This window comes from Actinomyces urogenitalis, from assembly GCF_002861525.1.
Taxonomy (GTDB): Bacteria; Actinomycetota; Actinomycetes; order Actinomycetales; family Actinomycetaceae; genus Actinomyces; species Actinomyces urogenitalis.
Map to the genome: position 1 here is coordinate 100,212 of NZ_PKHA01000003.1, position 24,418 is coordinate 124,629.

Below are 24,418 nucleotides of genomic sequence, written 5' to 3' on the forward strand. Positions count from 1 at the left end.
GACCTCAGGCTGTGACGTCCTGCGGCCGCACCGGAGCAGGCGCCGGCACGCCGAGCACCCGGGCAGTGTCGACGACGTCGGCACGCATCTGGGCCAGCAGGGGCTCCAGGCCGTCAAAGGCCAGCATCGGCCGCAGGTGCTCAACCAGCTCGATGGCCACGACCTCCCCATAGAGGTTGAGGTCAGAGCGCCCCAGCACGTGCGCCTCCACCGTCCGCTCGGGCACGTCATCAAAGGTCGGGTTGGTGCCGATCGAGATCGCGGCAGGCAGACGCTCCTGGCCACCACCCGAGCCATCCCCGGCGCCCGGTGAGCGCACGAGCCAGCCAGCGTAGACGCCGTCGGGCGGGACGACCCCGGCCGTGGCGGCCTGGAGGTTGGCGGTGGGGAAGCCCAGCTCGCGGCCGCGCCGCAGCCCGTGGACCACGGTGCCCCGCAGCCGGTGGGGCCGCCCCAGCACCTGGGCAGCGCCCGCCACATCCCCGGCCTCGATGAGCTCACGCACCCAGGTCGAGGACCAACGTCTGCCACTGGGCGCCAGGACGTCATGGACGATCTCGACCTCCAGGCCGTCGGCCCGGCCGATCTGCTCCAGGGTCGCCGCGTCGCCGCTGTTGCCCCGCCCGAAGCGCACGTCGTCCCCCACGACCACGGCGCGGGCCCCGAGCAGCTCCTCCAACCACCGGCGCACGAAGCCGTACGGGCTCTGCTGGGCGAAGTCGAGGGTGTAGTGGATCACGAGCACGGCGTCCAGCCCCGTGGTGGCCAGCAGCTCCAGGCGGTCAGCCAGTGAGGTGACCATCGGCAGGTGGGTGTGCGGGCGGTGGATGAGGATGGGGTGAGGATCAAAGGTGACGGCCACCGCCAGCGGCCGGGGCCGCTCGGGGTGGGCGAGCCCCACCTGCCGGGCGCACTCGACCGCCCTGGCCAGCACCGCACGGTGCCCGCGGTGGACGCCGTCGAAGACGCCGACGCTCACCACGGTGCCAGGTCCGTCAGGCGCGCCCAGCGCCGACGGCACCTGCTCCGGCCCGTACCAGACCTCCACCGTGCCCCCAGATTCCTCTGCCGCCACAGACTCAGTGCTTGCCGCAGCCGCAGCCACCGTGGCCGTGACCTCCGCCGTGACCGCCACAGCCACAGCCGCCGCCGGAGGCCGACACGTCGCGCAGCCCCAGGACGTTGCCGGCCTTGCGCCCAGGCACGACGCCGTCATCCTGGTAGCCCTCCCCCAGCGGCTGGACAACCTCAGGAGCGAGGGCCGGGGCCTCCTGACGCTTGCCGTGCCCGCCGCATCCGCATCCGCACCCCTGGGACTGCTGGGCCTCGTTGGTGGTCTGCTCGCTCATCGTCTCTCCTGTCACGACTCACCGGCACTCAGCTCGCGCCGTCGCGGGCAGCGAGGACGAGCAGGGGCCGGGTCCGGTCCTTGGCCGAGGTCAACAGTGCCACGACCTGCCCGTCCGGCGCGAACCCCGCGGCCACACCGCCCGAGCCGCCAGCCTTGGGAACGATGACGCCAGGTGGCACGACCGCCCGTTCCATCACCTCGGCCCCCAGGAGCTGGCCGTAGCCCAGGGCGCGAGCCTCGGCCTCGCTGAGCTCGACGACGGGGAAGCACCGCCGCGCCACCACCGACAGCGGCACGGTGGGCAGCCCGCCAGGACGCTCAGCGTGCGCATCGGCCTCGACCACGGCAGCCAGCTGCTCCAGCGTCGCTGCCTCGTCAAGGCTGAAGGGGCCGACGGCAGTGCGGCGCAGCGCCGTCAGGTGCGCCCCGCAGCCCAGGGCCTGGCCCAGGTCACGAGCCAGGGCACGCACGTAGGTTCCCGAGGAGCAGGCCACCGTCAGGTCCATGTCCACCACCGCCGTGCCGTCATCGGCCTGCTCGCTGCGCAGCGGCCCTCGGCGGGTCAGGCAGTGAATGGTGACCGGTCGGGCCGCGAGCTCAACCTCGCCGCCCTCGCGCACGCGCTTGTAGGAGCGCACGCCGTCGACCTTGATGGCCGAGACAGCCGAAGGCACCTGCATGATCGGGCCCGTCAGCGCCTGGATCGCAGGCTCCAGGCGCTCGGCGACCTGCTCGACGCGCGCACCGCAGGCACCGGTCACCTCACCCTCGGCGTCCTCGGTCAGGGTGTCCTGGCCAAGCCGGACGGTCGCCTCGTAGGTCTTGTCCGCTCCCACCAGGTAGGTGAGGAAGCGCGTGGCCCGGCCCACGCCGAGCACCAGCAGACCGGTGGCCATCGGGTCCAGGGTCCCGGCGTGGCCGACCTTGCGCGTCGAGGCCAGACGCCGGGTCATGGCGACGACGTCGTGACTGGTGACCGACGCCGGCTTGTCGATGAGGACGAGGCCGTCGGCTGCGGTGACGGCGCCACGAGGCAGCTGTGGTCGGTCCGAGACCCTCACGCCTCGTCCTCGTCAGCCTCGTCCGGCTCCTCGTCCTCGATCTCCTCGTCCTCGTCATCATGCCGGTAGGGGTCGGGGTCCCCGGCGTAGGTCGCACCGGCCGTCGAGCGGGCGATCTCCTCGTCCTTGGCACGAGCCTGGGCCAGGGCGTCCTCGAAGGTCTTGGCCTGGGTGGGCAGGGCGTCAAGCTGGAAGGCGATGGAGGGGGTCAGACGGATCCCGAGCGCCTTGCCGACCTCAGAGCGGATGAGCCCGGTCGCCGAGCGCAGGGCCGCAGCGGTGTCCCGGCGCTCACGCTGGGAACCGTAGACGGTGTAGAAGACCGTGGCCTGCTGCAGGTCACCGGTCACCCGCACGTCAGTGATCGTAATGAATCCCAGGCGGGGGTCCTTGATACGCCCCTGCAGGAGCCTGGCAACAGTCTGGTGAATGCGGTCAGCGACCTTGCGGGCGCGCGCTGCGTCTGCCATGAAGGCTCTCCTTGCTGGGCGTCAGGGGACCGCTCGGCGGTCCGCCCGCAGGCTGCGGGCAGGAGATTGTCTCAGATCTCGACCTCTTCAGCCTGACCACGGCGCGAGATCACACTTTTCGCTGGCTCATCACAGACAATCTTTATTTACTGGATTTTTCCGTTACTATTGCCTTGTTCTCATCCCCACCTCCCGAAGGGCCAATGATGTTCCCCCTTCCTCACGGCTGCGGCGCTGGCCGCCAGCGAGGCTGCCTCTGAGTGCATCGACACCTCGACCTTCCCCATGTGGCTGCGCGTGACGTACCTGATCAACTTCCTGTGCATCGGCATGCTCATCCGGTCTGGGATCGAGATCCTCACCTCCCGCCCCCGGCTCTACTTCAACAACCACTGCACACCGGGGTCTGAGTGGATCCGCTTCACCCGGGACACCGTGCCCCTGGAGGAGGGAGCCTTCACGGCGCGCGACGACCAGCGCGACCTGTCTCCCTTCATCTCCCTGCCCGGACGCGCCAAGATCGGCCTGGGCCGTGCCTGGCACGGGATCCTGACCTGCGTGTGGATGGTCAACGGTCTGGTCTACGTGGTCCTCATGATCGCAACCGGAGCCTGGTGCCCACCTCCCTGGAGATCCTCCCGAAGGCCTGGGACTCCTTCCTGACCTACCTCCACCTGCAGGCACCTTCGCTGTGCGACTTCACGCCCTACGACGGCCTGCAGCAGCTGGGCTACTTCGTCATCGTCTTCGTCGCCGCCCCGCTCATGATCATCACCGGCCCGGCGATGTCCCCGGCCGTGGTGGGCCGCTTCCCCTGGTACGCCAAGATGCTCGGCGGGCGTCAGACCGCACGCTCCCTGCACTTCCTGGGCATGGCCCTCTACCTGGGCTTCGCCGTCGTCCACGTCCTGCTGGTCTTCATCGTCCACCGCGAGCACAACCTCACCCACATCGTCTACGGCCACTTCGACCCAGCTCGTGTGGGCGCTGCCACCCTTATCGTCGTGGCCACCATCGCGGGCGTGATCGCCCTGTAGCTCGGGGCCTCCTTCTGGACACTGGCTGACACCCGCCGCAGCCAGCGGCTGCTGTGGGGCGCCACACGCGTGGTCCGCCGCCTGACCGTGGACCGCCTGGCCTCACGCCAGTCCAGCGCCAGGCCGTACACCGAGGCGGACATCTCCCCTTCCACTGGGTCAACACCCGCACCCCCTCAGCGCAGGAGTCCCCGGAGTACCACGAGCTCGCGTCCGCGGACTTTGAAGGCTTCCGCCTCACCGTGGACGGCCTGGTCTCACGCCCGACCAGTCTCTCCCTGGCCGAGCTGCAGGCGCTGCCCTCCCAGTCCCAGATCACCATGCACACCTGCATGCAGGGATGGACCGGCATCGTCAAGTGGACAGGAGTCCGGGTCTCTGACCTCCTGGCCCAGGCCGGACAGATCGATCCCGAGGGCCAGTGGGTCATGTTCGAGTCCTTCGGCAAAGCCCAGCACATGCACGACGGCCGGCCCGTGGAGCCCTACTACACCTGCCTGCCGCTCAGTCTGGCTCTGGAGGAGGACACGATCCTGGCCTGGGGGCGCAACGACGCTCCCCTGTCCCCCATGTTCGGCGCACCACTGCGGCTTCGCTGCGAGTCCGGCCACGGCTACAAGATGGTCAAGTGGGTGCGCTCGGTGACCGTCATCCGCGACTACTGCGAGGTCGGCGATGGCATGGGGGGCACCTGAGAGGACTCGGGTTACCAGGACGTCGACGCTCGAATCTAGCCCCGTACCCGAGGCCGTCTCCTGGCCTGGAGGACCAGGTCCGCACAGAAGACCAGCACGGCGACCCACACCAGCACCATCGCTGTCCAGCGACCGGCCGAGATCTCCTCGTGGAAGACCGCCCAGGCCATGAGGAACTGGATGATCGGTGAGACGAACTGGACCAGACCGACCGTCGTCAGGGGCACGTCTCGCGCGCCTGAGGCGAACAGGAGCAGGGGCACCGCCGTGACCGGCCCCGCTGCCACCAGCAGCACAGCCAGGCCGGCCGAGCCCTCGGCTCCCTGGAGGACCGAGCCACCAGTCGCCGCCAGCCAGACGAGATAGCCCAGCCCCAGCGGAGTCACCACCAGCGACTCCACCGTCAGGCCGGTCAGCGCGTCAGCCGTGGCCTCGTGCTTGACCAGCCCGTACAGCCCGAAGGTCAGCGCCAGAGCCAGGGAGATCCAGGGCAGGGTGCCCTGCATCACGACCATGACCACCACCGCCAGGCCCGCCAGCCCGATGGCAACCCCCTGGTAGCGGCGCAGTCTCTCACCCAGCACCGCCGCCGCCAGTGCCACGGTGACCAGCGGGTTGATGAAGTACCCCAGGGCGGCGTCGGCCGCGTGGCCGGAGTTGACGCCGTAGACGTAGGTGAGCCAGTTGAGCGTGATGAGCAGGCCGGAGGCGATGAAGGTCCCCAGCTGCCTCGGCGAGCGAAGGACCGCCGCAACCTTCGGCCACGAGCGGGTGACGCTGACCAGCACCAGGCACGTGGCAGCGGTGAAGACGATCCGGTAGCCGATGACCTCCAGGGCGCCGGCGGCGGCCAGGAGCTTGAAGTAGAGAGGGAAGGCACCCCAGATGAGATAGGTCGCCAAAACCAGCAGGGTGGCGCGCTGGCGTGCGGCGGGATCAGTTGGGCTCACCCGCTCACGGTAGACGACGGCGCCGCCGCCCTCGTACAGAGGGTGGCGGCGCCGTCGTCTCGTGGCCGACTTAACAGGCCCGGCAAGGCCTGAGGTCAGTCACGCGGCTTCTCGCGCATCTCCCAGGTCTCGATGACGTCGCCCTCGGCGATGTCCTTGAAGCCCAGGTTGATACCGCACTCGTAGCCCTCGCGGACCTCGGTGACGTCGTCCTTCTCGCGGCGCAGCGACTCGATGGACAGGTTGCCGTCCACCACGACGCCGTCGCGCACCAGGCGGGCCTTGGTGCCACGCTTGATGACGCCCGAGCGCACAATCGAACCGGCGATGGAGCCGAACTTCGAGGAGTGGAAGACCTGACGGATCTCGGCGCTGCCGAGCTCCACCTCCTCGTAGATGGGCTTGAGCATGCCCTTCATCGCGGCCTCGACGTCCTCGATCGCGGAGTAGATGACCGAGTAGAACTTCATGTCCACGCCCTCGCGGTCGGCCAGCTCGGCCACACGCTCGGCAGGTCGGACGTTGAAGCCGATGATGACGGCGGAGTCGACCGTAGCCAGGTTGACGTCGTTCTGCGTGATGGCACCCACGCCGCGGTGGATGATGCGCAGAGCGACCTCCTCGCCCACGTCGATCTTGAGCAGCGAGTCCTCCAGGGCCTCGACCGCACCCGAGGAGTCACCCTTGAGGATGAGGTTGAGGGTGTCGACCTTGCCCTCCTTGAGGACGTCGGTGAGGTTCTCCAGGGAGACACGCTTGCGGCGCTTGGCCAGGAGTGCCGCACGATCAGCGGCCTCACGCTTGTCAGCGATCTGACGGGCAGTGCGGTCGTCGGGCGCGACGATGAAGGAGTCACCAGCGCTGGGCACGTTGGTCAGACCCAGGACCAGCGCGGGGCTACCGGGGCCGACCTCCTCCAGGGCGTCACCGTGCTCGTTGAACATGGCACGCACGCGACCGTAGGCGCTGCCGGCCACGATCGGGTCACCCACGTGCAGGGTGCCGCGCTCGACCAGGATGGTCGAGACCGCGCCACGGCCCTTGTCCAGCTTGGCCTCGATCGTGACGCCTCGGGCGTCGGAGTCGGGGTTGGCCCGCAGGTCGAGAGCAGCATCAGCCGTCAGCAGCACAGCCTCTAGCAGCTCGTCAATGTGCAGACGCTGCTTGGCCGAGATGTCGACGAACATCGTGTCGCCGCCGTACTCCTCGGGCACAAGACCGTACTCGGTGAGCTGGCCGCGGATCTTGTCCGGGTTGGCGCCCTCCTTGTCGATCTTGTTGACCGCGACCACGATCGGCACACCGGCCGCCTGGGCGTGGTTGAGCGCCTCGACCGTCTGGGGCATGACGCCGTCGTCGGCAGCGACCACGAGGATGGCGATGTCGGTGACCTCGGCACCACGGGCACGCATGGCCGTGAAGGCCTCGTGACCGGGGGTGTCGATGAAGGTGATCCGACGGTCCTCGTCATTCAGGTGCACGCGCACCTGGTAGGCACCGATGGACTGCGTGATACCGCCGGCCTCGCCAGCCACGACGTCGGTGGAGCGGATCGCGTCCAGCAGCTTGGTCTTACCGTGGTCGACGTGACCCATGACCGTGACCACCGGGGGACGCGGGAGCAGGTCGGCGTCGTCGACCTCGGCCTCCTCGGCCTGCAGGTCGATGTCGAAGGACTCCAGGAGCTCGCGCTCCTCGTCCTCGGGCGAGACGATCTTGACGTCGTAGCCGAGCTCGGCGCCCAGCAGGGCGAAGGTGTCCTCGTCCACGGACTGGGTGGCCGTAACCATCTCTCCCAGGTGGAACAGGACCGTGACCAGGGCCGCGGGGTTGGCGTTGATCTTCTCAGCCAGGTCCGTCAAGGTGGCACCCTGACGCACACGGATCGGCGTTGAGCCGTCACCGCGAGGGACGATCACGCCACCGATCGACGGCGCGCCCTGCTGCTCGAACTCCTGCCTCTTGGCCCGCTTGGACTTGCGTCCACGCTGGCTGGAACCACCACGGCCGAAGGCGCCCTGCGTCGAGCCGCGACCACCGCGGCCACCGCGAGGACCGCCGCCGAAGCCGCCACCACCGGGACGACCAGCGCCACCGCCGGCTCCGCCGCGACCGCCGCCAGGACGGCCACCGCGGCCACCCTGACCACCACGGGCCGGGGCGCCGGGGCGTCCCACCGAGGAGTGGCCGGGCATCATGCCGGGGTTCGGACGCGGGCCGCCGCCTGGGCGAGGTCCGGGACGGGCCCCACCCTGAGGACGCGGGCCGCCCGAGCCAGCGCCCTGGGGACGCGGGCCGCCGTGGCCACCGGCGCGGTTACCGCCCGGACGAGGTCCGGGACGGGCACCACCCTGAGGGCGCGGTCCACCTGAGCCGCCTGGGCGAGGCATGCCCTGGGAGGTGGCGAAGGGGTTGTTACCCGGACGAGGTCCGCCCTGCCCGCGAGAGCCGCCCTGGCCGCGCGAGCCCTGACGCTCGCCACGCTCAGAGCGCTGACCGCCACGGCCCGCAGGGCGAGGCATGCCCTGGGAGGTGGCGAAGGGGTTGTTACCCGGACGCGGTGCACCCGGGCGCGGACCTGGGGTCGGCGCCGCCGGGCGCGGTCCGGGGGTCGGCGTGTGCTCGCTGCGCCCCGTGCTCTGGCTGGGGGCCTGGAAGGCCGGCGCCGAGGAGGGCTTCGCAGCCGGCTTGGGCGCCGCGGGCTTCGAGGTAGCAGGCTGAGACGCCGCGGGGCCGGGGGTTGAAGTCGCAGGAGCCGGCTTGGAGGCCGGTCCGGGCTTGGCCGCCGCAGCGTGCTCAGGCGCGGGAGCCGCGGCGTGCGCCGGGGCAGCCGGCTTCGGCGCGCCCTGGCGCGGAGCAGGCTTGGCAGCGGCAGCCGGGGCGGCGGAGTCCTTGCCTGCGGCCGAGGCCGCCTGATCGGCAAAGTGCTCGCGGACCCGACGAGCGACGGGAGGCTCGACCGCGGAGGAGGCCGCCTTGACGAACTCTCCCTGGTCCTTGAGCCAGGCCAGGATCACCTTGGAGGTGATCTTCTTGCCAGTGGGGTCGAGCTCCTTCGCGAGCTCGTGAACGCGTGGTTTAGCCACTTTTCTCCTGTCCGGTTGCCCACCCCGGATCAGGGTGGGCGTCAGTTGAGGCAGCTCATCGCTGGGTACTCATCGGGTGCCCATCGGCTTCCTACCCGCCTTCTTAGTCGGTCGTTGTCGCGGCACTGCGTGCAGGCCGCTCGTGCGTGCTCGCACCATCCTCATCCAGGTTGCCCCGGGAGGAGATCCGCTCGCACACGGGAGCCACGTCCAGCGGCTCACTGGTGCGCAGCGCGCGCCCGAAGGCGCGCCTGCGTTCGGCAAGCTCCAGGCACGCGGGATCCGGGTGGATCCACGCGCCTCGCCCAGGCGCAACCGCCCGGGGGTCGACACGAAGCCGGCCGTCGTCGATGACCAGGCGCAGCAGCTGCGCCCGAGGACCCTTGGCGCGGCAGCCGATGCAGGTGCGTTCAGGTACGTGTGAGAGGTGCTTCACCGTCTCGTCGCGTCCTTCCCATCGTCCTGTCACCTGCTGCCCCTGGCGGCCTGACGGCCCCAGGATCTCACGCAGGGTCCCGAACAAGTCTAGCGGCAGCCAGGCTCAGGCATCCCTCTGTGCGGCTGAGGGGCCTGTCACGTCGTCGGCACGAGAACCACGACCCGCGATCACCTCGCCGGTCTCGGCGTCGGCGTGGATATCGATCTTCCAGCCCGTCAGACGCGCGGCCAGGCGAGCGTTCTGCCCCTCCTTGCCGATGGCCAGGGAGAGCTGGAAGTCAGGTACCACGGCCTTGGCCGTCTGGTCCTCCATGGACTGGATGTGCACCGAGGACACGCGCGCCGGGGACAGGGCATTGGCGATGAAGCGGGCCGGCTCGTCGGAGTAGTCGACGATGTCAATCTTCTCCCCGCCCAGCTCCGCCATGACAGCACGCACGCGCTGACCCATCGGGCCGATGCAGGCGCCCTTGGCCCCCAGGCCGCGCTGGCGCGAGCGCACCGCCATCTTGGTGCGGTGGCCGGCCTCACGCGCGACCGCCATGATCTCCACGTCCCCCGAGACCAGCTCGGGCACCTCACGCTCAAAGAGCTTGCGCACCAGGCCGGGGTGAGTACGCGAGAGGATGATCTGCGCTCCCTTGGGACCGCGCGAGACCTCGGTGACATAGGCGCGGATACGGTCGCCGTGGCGGTAGCGCTCACCCGGGACCTGCTCGTGGGGAGGCATGATCCCCTCGTGCTCCTCGTCCAGACGCACGTAGACGATGCGCGGGTCACGCCCCTGCTCCACGGTGCCGGAGATCAGCTCGCCGGCCTTGTCCTTGAAGGCGCCCAGGACCTCGAAGTCGCGCCGATCCTGGATGCGCTGGACGATCACCGAGCGGGCAGTGGCCTGGGCGATGCGCCCGAAGTCGTCGGGGGTGTCGTCGAAGAACTCGCCCGTGGGCTGGTCCTCCTCGTCAACCTCAGGAGCCAGCACGGCCATATGGCCGCTGCGGCGGTCGATCTCGACGTGCGCGCCACGGATAGCGCCCGGGACCTTGGTGTAGGCACCCAGGATGGCGTCCTCGATGGCGGGCAGGAGGTCCTCCAGGTCGATGCCCAGCTCCTGGGCCGCGCCTCGCAGCTCCGGCATGTTGATGTCCATGGTGTCCTCTCTCGTCCTCGTCCCGATTCAGAAGACGACGACCATCCGGGCCTCCAGGAGGTCCGTGTAGGCAATCGTCTGCTCACTGCCGTCGACCTCCACGGTCACGGTCTCCTCGTCTGCGCTGCGCACGGTCCCGGTCAGGGTCTGGCCGGCAGTGACCAGACGGGCCTGGTGACCGGTGGCGCGCCGAAAGGTGCGGGGCGTGGTCAGCTCGCGCTCGGCCCCGGGACTGGTGACCTCCAGGGTGTACTGGCCCTTGACCGGATCAGCCTCGTCCAGGGCGTCAGACACCGTCTGGGTCACCTCAGCCACCGTGTCCAGGTCAAGGTCGCCCGGGCCGTCAGGCAGGTCCACGATGACGCGCACGGTGGAGTAGCGGCCGGCCCTGGTGGTCTCCACCCCCTCCAGGAACAGACCTGCCTGCTCGACCACAGGTGTGAGCAGCTCGGTGAGCCGCTCGGTCGTCGCAGTTGACAGCGTGTCCGCCATGGGGTCCCTTCCCGGTCGTTGGTCAGATCGCGGGCCACCGACGCACTAGTGGGCGCGTCCTTGGGCGTGGCCAGCATGGCTCATGCTACCTGGCCGTGCCAGGATCACCGTGTGAAGCCTGCACCCCTGCCCTGCTCCCCCGTCCTGACGCGCCCGCTGCGAGGCGCCTTGGTGCTCCTCCTGGCCGGCGGCCTCCTGGCTGGCACCGGAGCCTGTGAGCTGCGGCTGGGGCACGGCGTTCCTGACACCCTGCCGACGGCGTCGGCCGCCGAGGCCGAACGCGACGCCCTGGCACGCCAGGCCACCCTCATCTCCTCCACGGCCGAGGTTCTTCTCACCTCCGGCAACCAGGAGGTCGCCACCCAGGTCACCCAGCTCGTCGAGGCGGGCAAGCTCCAGCTTGAGGCCCTGGGCGGGGTCTGGCAGCCCTGGCCCACCTCTGCTCCTACCACCCTGCCCACGACGACGCCGGTCGCCACAGCCCCGGCCGATGCCACCCCCGATGACCTGCTGCAGGCTCTGGAGCAGGGTGCCGAGCAGGCGCGCCAGGCCGCTCTCCATGCCGAGCAGGCCGGCCAGGCGCAGCTGTACGCCGCCCTGGCCGTCTCCTGGTCCGCCGGCGCCACGCAGCTGGCCACCACGCTGGCCGCCGAGACGGCGCTGGAGGGGGCACCGCGTCAGGCCTCCCAGATGACCCAGGCCCTGGAGCCAGACCTCGTGCAGGCCTATGACGCGGCCCGCTACGCCATGGAGGAGGTGGCGGCACGCTCGGCCGACGCCCAGCGCGCCCAGGCACAGGCTGACGCCGCTTACGCCGACGACGTCGTCAACGCCTCCATCGCCCTGGGAGGAACGGATTCGCGCCTGCCGGCCTACGCCGCCCCGCCCCAGGCCTCCACCAGCGCGACGAGCGCGGACACCACCTGGGCACGCCAGTCCTGGCTGCGCGTGTGCGAGCAGGAGATCGTCTCCCTGATTGCCTTGGATCCGGACCAGCGCGAGATCGCCATCGACGCCGCCATCGACGCCGCCGCACGCGCCCGGGCCTGGGGCTCGACGCTGCCGGCGCTGCCCGGCTACGAGTCCTGAGCCTGTTCCACAGTCTGCTCCACCCACCGGCGGCCTCGTTCCACCCGTAGGTACCTCACCGGGCCGTGGGCGCCTCGCGCCGCCAGGTAGGCGGCGGCGTCGTCACCGTCACGCACCAGCCGCAGCCGGCACGGCCCCACCCAGCGTGTCCAGCCGGCCACCAGGGCCTCGGCCTCCTGACGCGAGCGGACCAGGAGGCTCGGCACGGCCAGGGCTATCCAGTCCCCGTCACCACCGGACCTGCCCGGCAGCCGACCGATCTGAAGAAGCAGGCGTGCCAGTGCCCGGCGCCAGGCGGGAAGCGGACGGCGCGGATTCGCCGTCGTCGTCAGCAGCTGTGCCTCCAGCACGAAGCGAGGACGGCGCTCAGGCTCGCTCAGCAGCGCCGCGAGCGCGTCCGCAAAGCGGGCACCAGCGCCGTCGGACCCGTCCACCAGCCCCACGCTCAGGCTGTTGTCTGTCTCCTCAAGCACCGCCAGGTGCGCGTGTGCCCCGCCGTCCTGACTCAGGCACCGCGCCACCACGCAGGCCGCTGCCTGCCAGTAGGAGCTGGGCACCCCGTGGCGCAGCAGCGCGCTGGCCCACTGGATGCGTACCACCTCCACGGGGTAGCCCGACCGCTCCGCTCTCGCCGACCGCCCAGAGCCGCCCTGCGGCGCCATGGCGTCCGGATCGATCCCCGTGGCCGCGCCGAGCCACCGCTCCCGCTCGATACCTCTGTCCCCCAGGCTCGCCACAGTCAGCTCGTTGAGGCAGGCGACCTGGGCATGCTGCGCTCCTGCGGTCAGGGAGGCGAGGAGGAGGCGCTGGGGCGGGCTCAGCACGCCGCGCAGGCCGGTCTCGATGACGGCCTGGGTCCCACCGGCACTGGGAACGCAGTCACCCCCGGGCCAGGGCGTCGCCTCACTCGGCACCGCGGACCAGATCTGGTCCGCCTTGCGCTCCAGGCGCCCTAAGTCGCCTCCGCCGCCGAGGCCAGCCTGGGCAGGCAGCACGCAGACCACGGACCAGTAGTGCGCCACCTTGCTAGGCCAGGACGGGTCGAGCCGGGTACCGCGGCCACGCAGCTGCGCCACCGCCGTCGCCGTGGTCACGGTGGACAGGTCCACCAGCGTGTTGGCTGCCGGGCAGTCCCAGCCCTCCCCCAGCAGCGCACGGGTGGAGACCACCAGGCGCACCCGGCCAGCGGCCATGAGCTCACTGACTGCCAGCACGAGCGCCGCCGAGCCGACCCCGGGGCCGGCGACCGTCAGGCTCACCCCGTCGTCCTGGCCGCTGAGCTCCAGCCCTGTGCGCTCGCGCAGCGTGGCCAGCAGCTCCTCCTGCCCGCTGGCTAGCCGCAGGTGGCGGCTCGTGATGAGCACCGGGCCAAGGCCCCGCAGGGCCTCGTCGCTCAGCAGCGTCTCGAAGCAGCGCAACGCGCCGCCTGGCGCCGCGGGCCGGCCGTCTCCCGTGAGCACGTCCAGGGCACGGTGAGCAGCAGAGCGCTCGGCGGCGTCCGTGACGACGACGGCGCGTAGCCGCGATCCCAGGGCGTCCAGCTCGTGGCGCAGGACGTCGATGACGGCCGTGTCCTTGGCCAGTGAGGAGGAGGTGATGAGGTCCACGGGCGAGCGCCCGGGTCGCAGCCCGGAGTCGGTCAGGTGCACCCCGAAGCCGCTGAGCGTCTGGCGCACCTCCTCCCACTGCGACCTGCGGGCAGGATCAGGCAGAAGGCGTTCCAGGGCGTAGCGGGCCAGGAGCCCGGTGAGCTCGCTGGTCTCCAGGACAGACAGCTGCGGGAGCAGGGGCACGAGCAGGGTGGAAGCGGGCGTGGGCCGGTAGTCGCGAGTCCGGTGCAGGAGCGCCGTCGCGGTCGCGGCGGCCTGTGGGGCGGCATCGAAGCCCTCGGCTACAGCGGTGGCCAGACGCGGGTCCTCAGGCTCCAGCGTGCAGCCGGGGTCCTCCATGAGCTCGCGCAGCCCGGGAGCCACCGTGTCCACGAGGTAGTCCACGCCGTCGGGAGCCAGCAGCACCTGAGCGACCCGGTGGGCGAGCTCGGCGCCGCTGGTGGCAAGAAACCGTGCCTCCTCGCGCTCGGGCAGGGTGAACCAGGCCAGGGCGCGGTCCGGCGCCAGGTGCCCGGCTCGCACGACGGCGGGCACCGAGATCTGCGCATCCACCTCGCCGAGCAGGGCGTGGTAACGGCTGTAGGAGCGGTCCTCGGGGCTCGGGCTGGTGGCGGTCAGGCCAATGAGGGTGGCCTGGTGCCCAGCGTGGCGCAGACGACGCACCAGGTAGTGGACCACGACCGCCCAGTGGGCACGCAGGTGGTGGCACTCGTCCAGGACGATCGTGGCCACGCCTGCCTCGACCAAGGCGTCAAGCCGCTGCCGGGCCGAGGGAGCCAGCAGGTTCGCCACGGCCTTGTCATCGAGCTCATCCACACGGGCACGCGCCCGGGCCGCCCGCCGCGAGACTCCCCGGCGGTAGGCCTGGCGATGGGAGCTGGCCAGGTCCTCCAGCCAGGCCTCAGCCTGCGCTGGGCTGTAGCCGCCGTCCACGAGCTCGCGCTTCCACGCAGCCAGGCCTGCCTCGTCCCAGACCCCGTCACTGCGCACGAGCGCAAGGGACTGGTAGGTGCTCACGCACAGGTTGTCACCCCACTCGCCCTCAAAGAGCGAGGCTGCCTGCTCACGCCACTGCTCCCGGATGATGGTGGTCGGGGTCAGCACGAGCGCCGGGCGACCGTTGCGCCGGGCCAGCTCCAGGCCAAGGAGAGTCTTGCCTGCCCCGGGTGGGGCAACCAGGTGGAGGACCTCGTCGTCGGCCGGATCGACGGCGTCGAGCAGGTCACGCTGGTAGGCACGCAGACGCGCTGCCATCCGCAGGTTGTGCGCAGGGCGGCGCGTCGCGTCGGTCATCAGGTCCGCTCAGGCCTGTGGCAGCGGCTGCCTCAGGCGGCCTCGCCGGTGGGCGCAGCCACCAGAGCAGCCTCGACCGTGGCACGGACCTCGGCCGCAGCCGTCGCCGCAGGCACGCTACGACGCTCGCCGCTGCGCCGGTCACGGATCTCCACCGTGCCCTCCTTGGCTAGGTCGCGGCCGACGACGACGGTGAAGGGGACGCCCAGCAGCTCACTGTCCGCAAACTTCACGCCCGCCGAGACCTTCCTGCGGTCGTCGTAGAGGACCTCCAGGCCTGCGGCGTCCAGCTCGCGAGCCAAGGCGTGGGCGGTGGCGAAGACCTGCTCGTCCTTACCGGTGGCCAGGACCTGGACGTGGTAGGGCGCAACCTGGATGGGCCAGGCGAGCCCGCGCTCGTCGTGGTTGGCCTCGGCCAGCGCAGCCATGACGCGGCTGACGCCGATGCCGTAGGAGCCCATGGTGACCACGCGCGCCTTGCCGTTCTCGTCCAGCACCGTAAAGCCGAGCGCCTGGGCGTACTTGCGGCCGAGCGCGAAGATGTGCCCGACCTCGATGCCGCGCTCCAGGTGCAGGGGGCCCGAGCCGTCAGGGGCGAGGTCGCCCTCGCGCACCTCGGCGGCCTCGATCGTGCCGTCAGCCTCGAAGTCGCGGCCCTTGACCAGGTGCAGGACGTGCTTCTTCAGCTCGTTGGCGCCAGTCACCCAGCTCGTGCCGTCCACGATGCGGGGGTCGAGCAGGTAGCGCACCGAGCCGGTGAGGACCTCGCGCCCCTGCTCGTCAGTCTCGGTGCGGCGCAGAGGGGAGTTGGGGCCGATAGCCTGCGGGCCGATGTAGCCGGGTACCAGCTCGGGATGGGTCTTGAAGTCCTCCTCGCTGGCCATCTCGACCTCGGCGGGGGCCACGGCCGCCTCCAGGCGCTTCATGTCCACCTCGCGGTCGCCGGGCACTCCGACCACGAGCAGCTCGCGCTCGCCATGGGGGTGGATGAGGACGACGACGACGTTCTTGAGCGTGTCCGCTGCCGTCCACTCCCGCCCGTCAGGACGCGGGTAGGTGCTGTTGCACAGGTCCACCAGGGAGTCGATGGTCGGGGTGTCGGGGGTAGCGACCACCTGGGGCGCAGGCTCGGCGGAGGCGTCGACGCTCGGCGGCACCGGAGTGGTGACGGCCTCGGCGTTGGCCGCGTAGCCGCCGTCGGAACGCACGAAGGTGTCCTCACCGATCGGCGAGGGGTGGAGGAACTCCTCGGAGTGCGAGCCGCCCATGGCGCCGGCCATGGCGTTGACGGGCACGTACTCCAGGCCCAGGCGGCGGAAGATGCGCTCATAGGCGTCACGGTGGCGCTGGTAGGAGGCGTCCAGCCCGGCGTCGTCGACGTCGAAGGAGTAGGAGTCCTTCATGATGAACTCACGCCCGCGGATCAGGCCCGCGCGCGGGCGGGCCTCGTCACGGTACTTGGTCTGGATCTGGTACAGGGTGGCGGGCAGGTCCTTGTAGGAGGAGAACATGTCCTTGGCCAGGAGGGTGAACATCTCCTCGTGGGTGGGGGCCAGCAGGTAGTCCCCGCCCTTGCGGTCCTGCAAGGTGAAGAGTGTGGGGCCGTACTCGTCCCAGCGCTGGGTCGCTTTGTAGGGCTCAGCCGGCAGGAGGGCAGGGAAATGGACCTCCTGACCGCCCATGCGGTTCATCTCCTCACGCACGATCGCCTCGATCTTGCGCACGACGGCCAGGCCCAGCGGCAGCCAGGTGTAGATGCCTGGGGCGGTGCGGCGGATGTAGGAGGCACGCACGAGCAGCTTGTGGCTGGCGACCTCGGCATCGGCGGGGTCCTCACGCAGGGTACGGATGAAGGCGGTCGAGAGAGTCTGAAGCACGGTGCGATCTTACGTGGTCCCAGGACCTGGCTCTCGCCAGCCGCCTGGCAGATCCTGTGTCACGTGCTCTCAGCCGGCAGCGGGCAGGTGCGGGGCGATGAGCCGCAGGGCACGGGGTAGGGCCTCGCCCACGACAGGATCGTCCAGCCCTGGGTGCGCTCCCGGCGGCCAGTACCGCAGGTCCTCGCTCCTAGTCCAGATGACGCGTCCGCTGGTGCCTGTCTCCAGGGTCTCCAGGCTGATGGCAGCCAGGTCACGGTCCCGGATGACGACGGCGGTCCTAGCCCTCATGCCCTCGCCATCCGCGTCCCACCGCGGGCTGGTCTCGATGAGGCGCCACACCGTGCCCTGAGCCAGCACGTGCCAGCTCGACGGCCACCAGCCCTCCAGCCCCTCGCACAGGGGCGCCTCGACCACGCCTCCCTCCGCCAGCGATGGCGAGGGCACAACGTGCAGCCGCCTGACACCCTCCAGGAGCTGACCTGCGAGAGCGGCTCGTTCGCCGCGCCCCGCACCGGGGGGCTGCGTCGGAGCAGCCTTCCTGCGCGACAGGCCGCGGGCACGTGCTCACGACCGAGGGGTCTCTCATGACGACCTCGTCCTCCCCCAGCCGCCAGGCCACGCAAGCCAGGTCGTCGTCGGTCTCCTGGGCCTCGTTGACGACCTGGAGGGTCTCGACCGGGCGTGAACCGGGCCAGCTCACTGTCTCCGCCCGTCCTGGCAGGAGGACGCAGGCCAGGCTCGCCTGCGGCCAGCCACCCAGCACCGGGACGACGGAGCCGCCAGGGCGCCCGTGACCTGGCGTCGGCCACGGGATGACGAGAACTGCGCTCACGGTCGCCTCCTAGGCTGTCGTCCTGGCCGCCGCCTCCGCCTCGGCTGCTGCCCGGCGGCAGGAGCCAGAGGCTCGATGACGACCTCATGCTACCGGGACACCGGCTCGCGGCGGTTGCCGATCAGGAGGGCCGCCGTCCCTAGAGCAGCACCGTGGCGAAGGTGCCGACCTGCTCAAAGCCAAGGCTGCGGTACAGGCCCAGCGCCGGGGTGTTGAAGTCGTTGACGTACAGGCTCACCGTCCCGCCTGGCCCCACGTGGTCCCGACGCACCGCGTCCACGGTGGCCGCCAGCGCCACGCTCGCCACTCCCCTGCCTCGAAGGTCCGGGCGTGTCCACACGCCCGTCAGCTGGGCGACGCCCGGCTGCTGCCCCGGAGGGCTCCACAGCGCCCCGACGTCGGCCTTGAAGGCCACTGATCGCGGCCCACCAGGCAGCGGCGGGCGACCTTCGCCGTCGTCGATGACGACGTAGCTGCGCCCCATGGCCACCAGCCAGTCCACGTGGCGGGCGTAGGAGCCGCCGGCGCTCGTCGGGTCGTAGCCGAGCTCAGAGGTGAACATCGCGACCGAGGCAGGCAGGACCAGGGACTCCTCCCCCAGCTGCGCGTCGCGCAGCACCCTGGCGATCCACTCCAGGCCCGGGCGGCGAGCCAGCGCACGGCCCGTCAGCCCACCTGCGACCGGGGGCGAGACGAGCAGAGGCTGGTTCCACCGCTCCTCACGTGATCGGGTCCCGCCCTCAGCCAGGGCCTGCCACACAGGCTCGACGTCGCGCACCGGGCCGAACACCGACCCTCGGTTGACCAGGCGACGACGTGCGTGGTCAGCCAGTGCCCTCACCTGGGCACGGCTCGCGCCATCGTGGCCAAGCTCGGCGCGCGCGCCCAGTCCGAAGGGAATGACTGAGCCGGTGGCCCAGGCTCCTCCGTCTGGACGGCCCACGCGCCCGGCCACGACGACGTCGCCGTGCCCCCAGCGGTTCCATCGCAACAGCTGGTGAGCCAGGTTGGCACCGCCCACGGGGTCGAGGGCACACAGAGCCAGCAATCCGTCAGCCTGGTCGCGGCCCACGGAGGTGAGGGGGCGGTTGAGGATCCTCATCGTCAGTGCCTCAAGGACGAGGCCCGCACCGCGAGGCCCGTCCCGGCGGGGAGCGTCAGGCTCAGCCAGCCGTGACGACGGCGGGGCTGGTGCCGGCCAGCGCCTCCTCGCCCATCTCGGAGTGCATCTGCTCGGCCATCTCCTGGGCGTGGCGCAGCAGGGTCTCAACCACCTGGTCCTCGGGCACGGTCTCGACGACCTTGCCGTGGACGAAGATCTGGCCCTTGCCGTTGCCCGAGGCGCACCCCAGGTCCGCCTCGCGGGCCTCACCCGGGCCGTTGACGACGCAGCCCATGACGGCCACGCGCAGCGGGGCCTGGACGTCCTTGAGGCCTTCCTCAACCTTCTCGGCGAGGTTCCACACGTCCACCTGGGCGCGGCCGCAGGAGGGGCAGGAGACGATCTCCAGCTTGCGCTCACGCAGGCCCATGAACTCCAGGAGCTTGGTGCCCACCTTGACCTCCTCCACCGGAGGGGCGGACAGGGAGACGCGGATGGTGTCCCCAATGCCCTGGGCGAGCAGGGTACCGAAGGCGGCGCAGGACTTGATCGTGCCCTGGAAGGCCGGGCCGGCCTCGGTCACGCCCAGGTGCAGGGGCCAGTCACCCTGCTCGGACAGGAGCTGGTAGGCCTGGACCATGGTGACGACGTCGTGGTGCTTGACGGAGATCTTGAAGTCGTGGAAGCCGCACTCCTCGAACAGGCCCGCCTCCCACACGGCCGACTCGACCAGGGCCTCGGGGGTGGCCTTGCCGTACTTCTTGAGCAGACGCGGGTCCAGGGAACCGGCGTTGACGCCGATGCGCAGGGAGACACCGGCGTCAGAGGCGGCCTGGCAGATCTCCTTGACCTGACCGTCGAACTTGCGGATGTTGCCAGGGTTGACGCGCACGGCGCCGCAGCCGGCCTCGATGGCCTGGAAGACGTACTTGGAGTTGAAGTGGATGTCCGCGATGACGGGGATACGGGACTGCTTGGCGATGATCGGCAGGGCCTCAGCGTCCTTGTCCGTGGGGCAGGCCACGCGCACGATGTCGCAGCCCGCTGCCGTCAGCTCGGCGATCTGCTGGAGGGTGGCGCCGATGTCATGGGTCTTGGTGGTGGTCATCGACTGCACCGAGATGGGAGCATCCCCGCCCACCTCGACGTCACCGACCCGGATCTTGCGGGTGGCGCGGCGCAGGGCCAGAACAGGGCGCTCCTCGCGCACAGTCGGAATACCAAGAGCGATCGCTTGAGTCACGGCGTCCAGTATGGCACCACGACCAAGGCTCCTGACCATGGCACCGAGCGCAGCGGTGTGGGATCCAGCGCACCAGCATCCCAGGACCGGTCAGGGGCCGGATAGACGGGCGCCAAGGCGTCAGAGGAGTCAGAAGGGCACAACCGCGTCGAGCAGCTCGGCCAGGCCTAGCTCATGAAGCTCGGGCGGATAGCCATGGGGCTCAAAGTCACCTGCCCGTTGGCCAGGCCGAGGGCCCCGAGTCTCCAGGCAGGGTCGGCCTTGGTAGCTGGGGCGGCCTGGGTAGCCGGGGCGGCCTCGCTCCGGGGCATCTGGGGCCGATGCCCGATGATCGGGCCCTGCTGCCGGGCTAGAACCATCCTGACCCCGGGTCAGAGCAGGATCATCCCGCCCTGCTACCGGACCAGAACCACCCTGACCCCGGACCGAAGCACCACCGTGCCAGCCCGGTGCCGGGCTAGAACCATCCCATCCTGAAACCGAAGCCTCATCATCCCAACCCAGTGCCAGGCCGCAGCTGGAGGACAGCCCTCGTTCCAGCCGAGCAAGGACCTCATCCGTGACCGCGCGCTCCAGCGCCCTCGCGACAGGATGCTCGTCCTGCTGATGCTGTCGCGGCCCCACTCTCGCGGCGAGCATCGTGATCCTGCCGTCCGGGTCTCTGCGGTAACGAGCCCCCGTGGGCGTACGCCAGACCAGGCCGCCGTCAGCCGTACGCGTCAGTGACCACCCTGGTGAGTGCTTGAGGTAGTGATGGGCCTGGCACAAGAGCGTGAGGTTGTCCAAGGAGGTTGTTCCTCCTTGAGACCAGGGGCGGATATGGTCGATATCGCATCTCCTGGCTGGCACCTCACAGCCAGGGTGCGTGCAGGAGGCATCGCGGGTGCGCACCGCATCAGCCAAGGCCGCGGGAGGCCGGTAACGCCGACGCCCGACATCGAGAACGGCTCCACTGACCGGGTCCGTGACAAGACGCCGCCAGGTGCCACCTGCCGCCAGGGCAGCAGCCACGACTGCAGGGACAGGAGTGCTGTACCCACCGATGCTCAGCACCGCGCCCACTGGGCTTCCCGTTGCTTCGGCGTTCCCTGCGACCCCCGGGAGTCTCGCGCTTCCCGCGCTTCGCACAGTCCCGGTGCCCTCTGCGCTCACCGGGCTCTCTGTACCGCCTGCGGGCTGCGCGCAGTGAACCGGGTGATCCTGTGAGGCTTCCAGCTCCTGGAACCTGGCGAGAGTGTCCGCGGGCACGGTGACATCGACATGGATCTGCAGGCCAGAGGGAAAGAGCACCCGGCCGACGCCAGAGGGCGTCCACCAAGGGCTGGTACAGGAGACAAGTCGACTCAAGGAGGCTACAAGGGCATCCACAGGTACGCCGTCAGGAAGCAGCCGCGCAGGGTCAAGGACTGACGGCACGCGGTTCTCGCCACCATAGGCACTGCCATCGCTGGCAGGAACATGAACCTGGTCATCCCGAGCAGAAGCACGAACCTGGTCACCATGAGAACTGTTGAGCTGACTCTCATACCCCTGTGCCGCACTCCGACCCGGCTCGGAGCGATCCCGAACAGCCTCGTGCTGCCTACCGCGCACGAGGTCGAGGCTCATGCTCACCAAGGCGTCCGCACGCAGCTGCGAGAGCGTGCGCCCGTCTCCCATCGCCCGGGCCGAAGCTGCGACGGCTTCCAGGGCGGCGTCCAGCAGATAGGCGTCCGGGGTGGGCAGGAGCATCCTCATCTCGCTCGTGCCGACCCCTGCGGGGCGAGGGCGCGTGACGTGACGACCCGCCGTGTCACGGCGACGCCTCCGTGAGACGCCCTCAGGGTCCAGCGCCGCCAGGGCCTTGTCCAGGTCTCGTGCCAGCTGAGCGTGCGTGCGGTGCGCCGCCTGCTCCAGCACCTGCTCCTGCACCTGGAGACACAGCTCGCTTCCCACGCCGTCCAGCCGCCGCCCACACAGCGAGAACTTGGCGGAGTCGATCAGGCCTGCATGGAACATGCCTCCAGCGAGAGACAGGTCAGGCTGGCACAACGCCTCACCACGCTCGATCATGTCACTGGCCCGCCGACGCGAGATCCCCAGCCGGCAGGTGATCTCGCTCGACGCGCTCATCCGGGCCTCGTCCTGGCTCATGAGGGCCGCGGCAGACACCCCACCCACCCCGCTGACCTCCTCACCGCCGCGGGACAGGCACCGGCTCAGCGCCGCTGCCATCAGCGACTGCGCCCACCCGGCCCAAGCAGACAATCGGGTGCAGGCAGCCACCAGCTCGCGCAGGGAGTCTGGATCCAGACGAGCCAAAGACTCCACGACCCCCAGGGTCTCGCCGCGAGCCAGCCCCGATCCCGTGCCCTGCGCGAGATCCTCACCAGCACCTGAGCTCACACCGTTAGCCGCCTGCTCTGCCCCAGCCGCGACGAGCCGCTCGATCAGTCCTGCCAGCGAGGCTCCCGGGGTCATTGCAGCGAGGTACTCGGCAGCCTCGGTCTGTGCATCAGCCCGAGCGCCACCACAGGCCTGAGCGCCAGCCTCATTGCCCGCACCCCAGGCATCTGTCACAGGCCGCGAGCTCTCTCGGTCCGCCCCGCCGTCGGGTGCGAACCGAGACTCAGAGCCTCTCACCTCGAACATATGTACAGTCTACCTGCATCGCCCCTCATGGACAAGATCATCAAGGGCCTCAGATCATGTCAGATACTCATCCATGATGAGTGCGACTCAGATAGCGCTCATCATCGGGAAAATGCTCGTTACCTTGTTGGTGGTTCCGGATGGTCCGGGGCTGGGCAAGCCGCTTCCAGCACGGCGCCCTACCCCTGTCTACGCCATGATCCCGGCGTCCCGATGCGCCCCCTCGGTCTCACGGGTCTGCTATGAGCGCAAACGCGCCCAAGGGCAAGCGACACGCCCAGGTCGTACCCGCCGTCGCTACCCCACCGTGCCCTTCACCCCCCACCAACACGGCCCACGCTCTTCCCTCGCTACCCCTCCACCGCGTTCGCTACCCCACCGCGCCCTTCGCTACCCCGCAGCACGCGCTACGGGGTAGCGACCGGCACAAGAGGTAGCCGACGACAGGAGGGGGTAGCAGTGGACGCCATGGGGTAGCGAGGCAAGCGAGATCCGGCCCGCACACTCACGGTCGAGCGACGCCAAGGGGTAGCGAACACGGGCACCGGGTAGCGACAGACAGAACGGGGTAGCGACATCCAGCGCGCCCCGCGCACGCGCGCACCGCCGCCGCTTGACAAACCGCACAGGGGCACCGCACTCACAAAAACCGCAGTCAGGACAGCGGCACGACAGTCACGACAGCGGCGCGACGATGTCCACCCAGATGAGCACCAGCGCCATGACGACGAGCAGCACGAAGACAACCTGCCCCAGCGGCAGCATGCGCGCCGTGTCCACGTACCCAGGATCCGGGAGCCCCCGCAGCCGGGCCCAGCAACGGCGCAGCCCCTCCCAGCACGCACCAGCCACATGGCCCCCGTCCAGAGGCAGCAGGGGAATGAGGTTGAAAGCGAAAAGCGCAAGGTTGAGCGAGCCCAGGAGCGAGAGCATGGAGAACAGGCGCGCAGAAAAGGGCACCGCGCCCGTCTGGGCCCCGGCGCTGGACACCTCGCCGGCGATCCGCCCCATCCCCACCAGGCTGATGAGCCCCTGCGGGCTGCGTTCCTCCAGTCCCAGACCTGCAGCCACAGCGTGGTAGAGCCCCGTCGGGATCGTCACGATCGCCTTGAGCGTCTGCCCGACGGCGGAGACCACCTGCCCGGCGACCTCACCCGCCGGCACCCGGATCGTGCCGAGCGCCGGGCCGATACCCACGTAGGCACGCTCCTGCGTCACGACCTGGCCAGCGGAGTCCTTGGCGAGCGTGCCGTCCTCGGCGTACACCGCCCGCTGAGCCAGGACCGGCGTGACCTGGACACTGAGCTGCTCCCCGTCACGCTCGACCACCACCGTGGCTGTCTGCGTACCGCCGTCGGCAATGGCCTGCTGGACCTCGGACCACTGCGAGACAGCAGCGCCGTTCCAGGAGACGATCTCGTCCCCGACCTGCAGACCCGCCTGTGCGGCAGGCGAGGCAGGATCGTCCTGGCCGCACTGCTGGGCCTGGGAGGCGCTCGTCAAGTCACGCTCGGCCGGGACGCAGGACGAGACCGTCGCCAGGGTCGAGGTGTACCCGGGCTGGCCCACAACCCCCATGGCCACGGCCAGCAGCACGATGCCCAGGACCAGGTTCGTCAGGATGCCTCCGGCCATGACCACCAGCTTGCGTGGCACGCTGAGCCGGTAGAAGGCACGTTCCTGCTCGTCTGGTCCCAGCTCCCCGAGGGACTCCTCACGGGCCTGCGCCACCGAGGAGCCTGGCTTGTCCGGGCGAGAAGGAGATGCCGGCGGCAGCATGCCGAGCAGGCGCACATAGCCACCCAGCCAGATCGCCTTGACCCCATACTCAGTCTCGCCACGTCTAAAGGACCACAGGCGCGGGCCGAAGCCGATGAAGTACTCCGGCACCTTCACCCCAAAGCGCTTGGCCGGAATCATGTGCCCCAGCTCGTGCAGCGCCACGGACAGCCCGATACCGATGATGAGGATGACAATGCCCAGGACGTAAGCAAACGTCGCGTTCACG

General features: G+C 70.1%; 17 protein-coding genes and 1 pseudogene. 2 read left to right on the forward strand and 16 right to left on the reverse strand.

What is annotated here, in order from left to right; genetic code table 11:
• Positions 1–4: 4 nt before the first annotated feature.
• Genes CYJ26_RS04590 through rbfA form a run of 4 tightly spaced genes read right to left on the reverse strand, consistent with a single transcriptional unit; the run spans position 5 to position 2,882 of the window.
• Positions 5–1,048 carry a bifunctional riboflavin kinase/FAD synthetase gene (locus tag CYJ26_RS04590; protein WP_101638041.1) on the reverse strand — a complete coding sequence of 348 codons (1,044 nt, stop codon included), beginning with the start codon at positions 1,046–1,048 and terminating at the stop codon, positions 5–7.
• Positions 1,049–1,079: 31 nt separating this feature from the next.
• Positions 1,080–1,349, reverse strand: coding sequence for a hypothetical protein (locus CYJ26_RS04595; protein WP_101638042.1), 270 nt, complete (start codon positions 1,347–1,349; stop codon positions 1,080–1,082).
• Between the two features lie 28 nt (positions 1,350–1,377).
• Entirely contained in the window at positions 1,378–2,412 is a 1,035-nt protein-coding gene (gene truB, locus CYJ26_RS04600) for a tRNA pseudouridine(55) synthase TruB (protein ID WP_101638043.1), read from the reverse strand.
• Entirely contained in the window at positions 2,409–2,882 is a 474-nt protein-coding gene (rbfA, locus tag CYJ26_RS04605) for a 30S ribosome-binding factor RbfA (RefSeq protein ID WP_006548739.1), read from the reverse strand. Before rbfA ends, truB begins: the two co-directional genes overlap by 4 nt.
• A gap of 285 nt (positions 2,883–3,167) precedes the next feature.
• Between rbfA and CYJ26_RS11175 the strand changes: the two are divergent.
• Positions 3,168–4,614 (forward strand): annotated as a pseudogene (locus tag CYJ26_RS11175) (molybdopterin-dependent oxidoreductase).
• Between the two features lie 35 nt (positions 4,615–4,649).
• Here the strand turns inward: CYJ26_RS11175 and rarD are convergent.
• The 5 genes from rarD to CYJ26_RS04635 all read right to left on the reverse strand — a co-directional run bounded on the left by rarD (position 4,650) and on the right by CYJ26_RS04635 (position 10,730).
• The gene (rarD, locus tag CYJ26_RS04615) at positions 4,650–5,564 is read right to left on the reverse strand and encodes an EamA family transporter RarD (protein ID WP_040319545.1); all 915 of its coding nucleotides are present in this window, start codon (positions 5,562–5,564) and stop codon (positions 4,650–4,652) included.
• Between the two features lie 95 nt (positions 5,565–5,659).
• Positions 5,660–8,650, reverse strand: a complete 2,991-nt coding sequence (gene infB, locus CYJ26_RS04620) for a translation initiation factor IF-2 (RefSeq protein WP_034237234.1) — start codon at positions 8,648–8,650, stop codon at positions 5,660–5,662.
• A gap of 103 nt (positions 8,651–8,753) precedes the next feature.
• The gene (locus CYJ26_RS04625; RefSeq protein WP_034237233.1) at positions 8,754–9,086 is read right to left on the reverse strand and encodes a YlxR family protein; all 333 of its coding nucleotides are present in this window, start codon (positions 9,084–9,086) and stop codon (positions 8,754–8,756) included.
• Positions 9,087–9,191: 105 nt separating this feature from the next.
• Positions 9,192–10,238, reverse strand: a complete 1,047-nt coding sequence (gene nusA, locus CYJ26_RS04630) for a transcription termination factor NusA (RefSeq protein ID WP_034237231.1) — start codon at positions 10,236–10,238, stop codon at positions 9,192–9,194.
• Positions 10,239–10,265: 27 nt separating this feature from the next.
• Positions 10,266–10,730, reverse strand: coding sequence for a ribosome maturation factor RimP (locus CYJ26_RS04635; protein ID WP_034237229.1), 465 nt, complete (start codon positions 10,728–10,730; stop codon positions 10,266–10,268).
• Between the two features lie 111 nt (positions 10,731–10,841).
• On the opposite strand from CYJ26_RS04635, the gene CYJ26_RS04640 reads away from it, so the two are divergent.
• A complete protein-coding gene (locus CYJ26_RS04640) occupies positions 10,842–11,819 on the forward strand; it encodes a hypothetical protein (protein ID WP_052039915.1) in 978 nt (325 codons plus the stop codon).
• Here CYJ26_RS04640 and CYJ26_RS04645 read toward each other — a convergent pair.
• The 7 genes from CYJ26_RS04645 to CYJ26_RS04675 form a co-directional block, all read right to left on the reverse strand.
• Positions 11,807–14,722: a DEAD/DEAH box helicase family protein gene (locus CYJ26_RS04645; protein ID WP_101638044.1), complete on the reverse strand. Its 2,916-nt coding sequence runs from the start codon at positions 14,720–14,722 to the stop codon at positions 11,807–11,809. The two genes, CYJ26_RS04640 and CYJ26_RS04645, sit on opposite strands and share 13 nt — an antisense overlap.
• Positions 14,723–14,754: 32 nt before the next feature.
• Positions 14,755–16,599, reverse strand: coding sequence for a proline--tRNA ligase (locus CYJ26_RS04650; RefSeq protein WP_006548728.1), 1,845 nt, complete (start codon positions 16,597–16,599; stop codon positions 14,755–14,757).
• A 69-nt stretch (positions 16,600–16,668) separates the two neighbouring features.
• The gene (locus CYJ26_RS04655) at positions 16,669–17,016 is read right to left on the reverse strand and encodes a hypothetical protein (RefSeq protein WP_024036406.1); all 348 of its coding nucleotides are present in this window, start codon (positions 17,014–17,016) and stop codon (positions 16,669–16,671) included.
• Between the two features lie 557 nt (positions 17,017–17,573).
• A complete protein-coding gene (locus tag CYJ26_RS04660; protein WP_034237224.1) occupies positions 17,574–18,536 on the reverse strand; it encodes a GNAT family N-acetyltransferase in 963 nt (320 codons plus the stop codon).
• Positions 18,537–18,597: 61 nt separating this feature from the next.
• Positions 18,598–19,779, reverse strand: a complete 1,182-nt coding sequence (gene ispG / locus CYJ26_RS04665) for a flavodoxin-dependent (E)-4-hydroxy-3-methylbut-2-enyl-diphosphate synthase (RefSeq protein ID WP_034237223.1) — start codon at positions 19,777–19,779, stop codon at positions 18,598–18,600.
• A gap of 129 nt (positions 19,780–19,908) precedes the next feature.
• A complete protein-coding gene (locus CYJ26_RS11180) occupies positions 19,909–22,410 on the reverse strand; it encodes a DUF222 domain-containing protein (protein ID WP_180950849.1) in 2,502 nt (833 codons plus the stop codon).
• Between the two features lie 675 nt (positions 22,411–23,085).
• Positions 23,086–24,417 (reverse strand): M50 family metallopeptidase, encoded by a 1,332-nt coding sequence (locus tag CYJ26_RS04675; RefSeq protein ID WP_034237221.1) that lies wholly within the window; start codon positions 24,415–24,417, stop codon positions 23,086–23,088.
• Position 24,418: the final 1 nt, after the last annotated feature.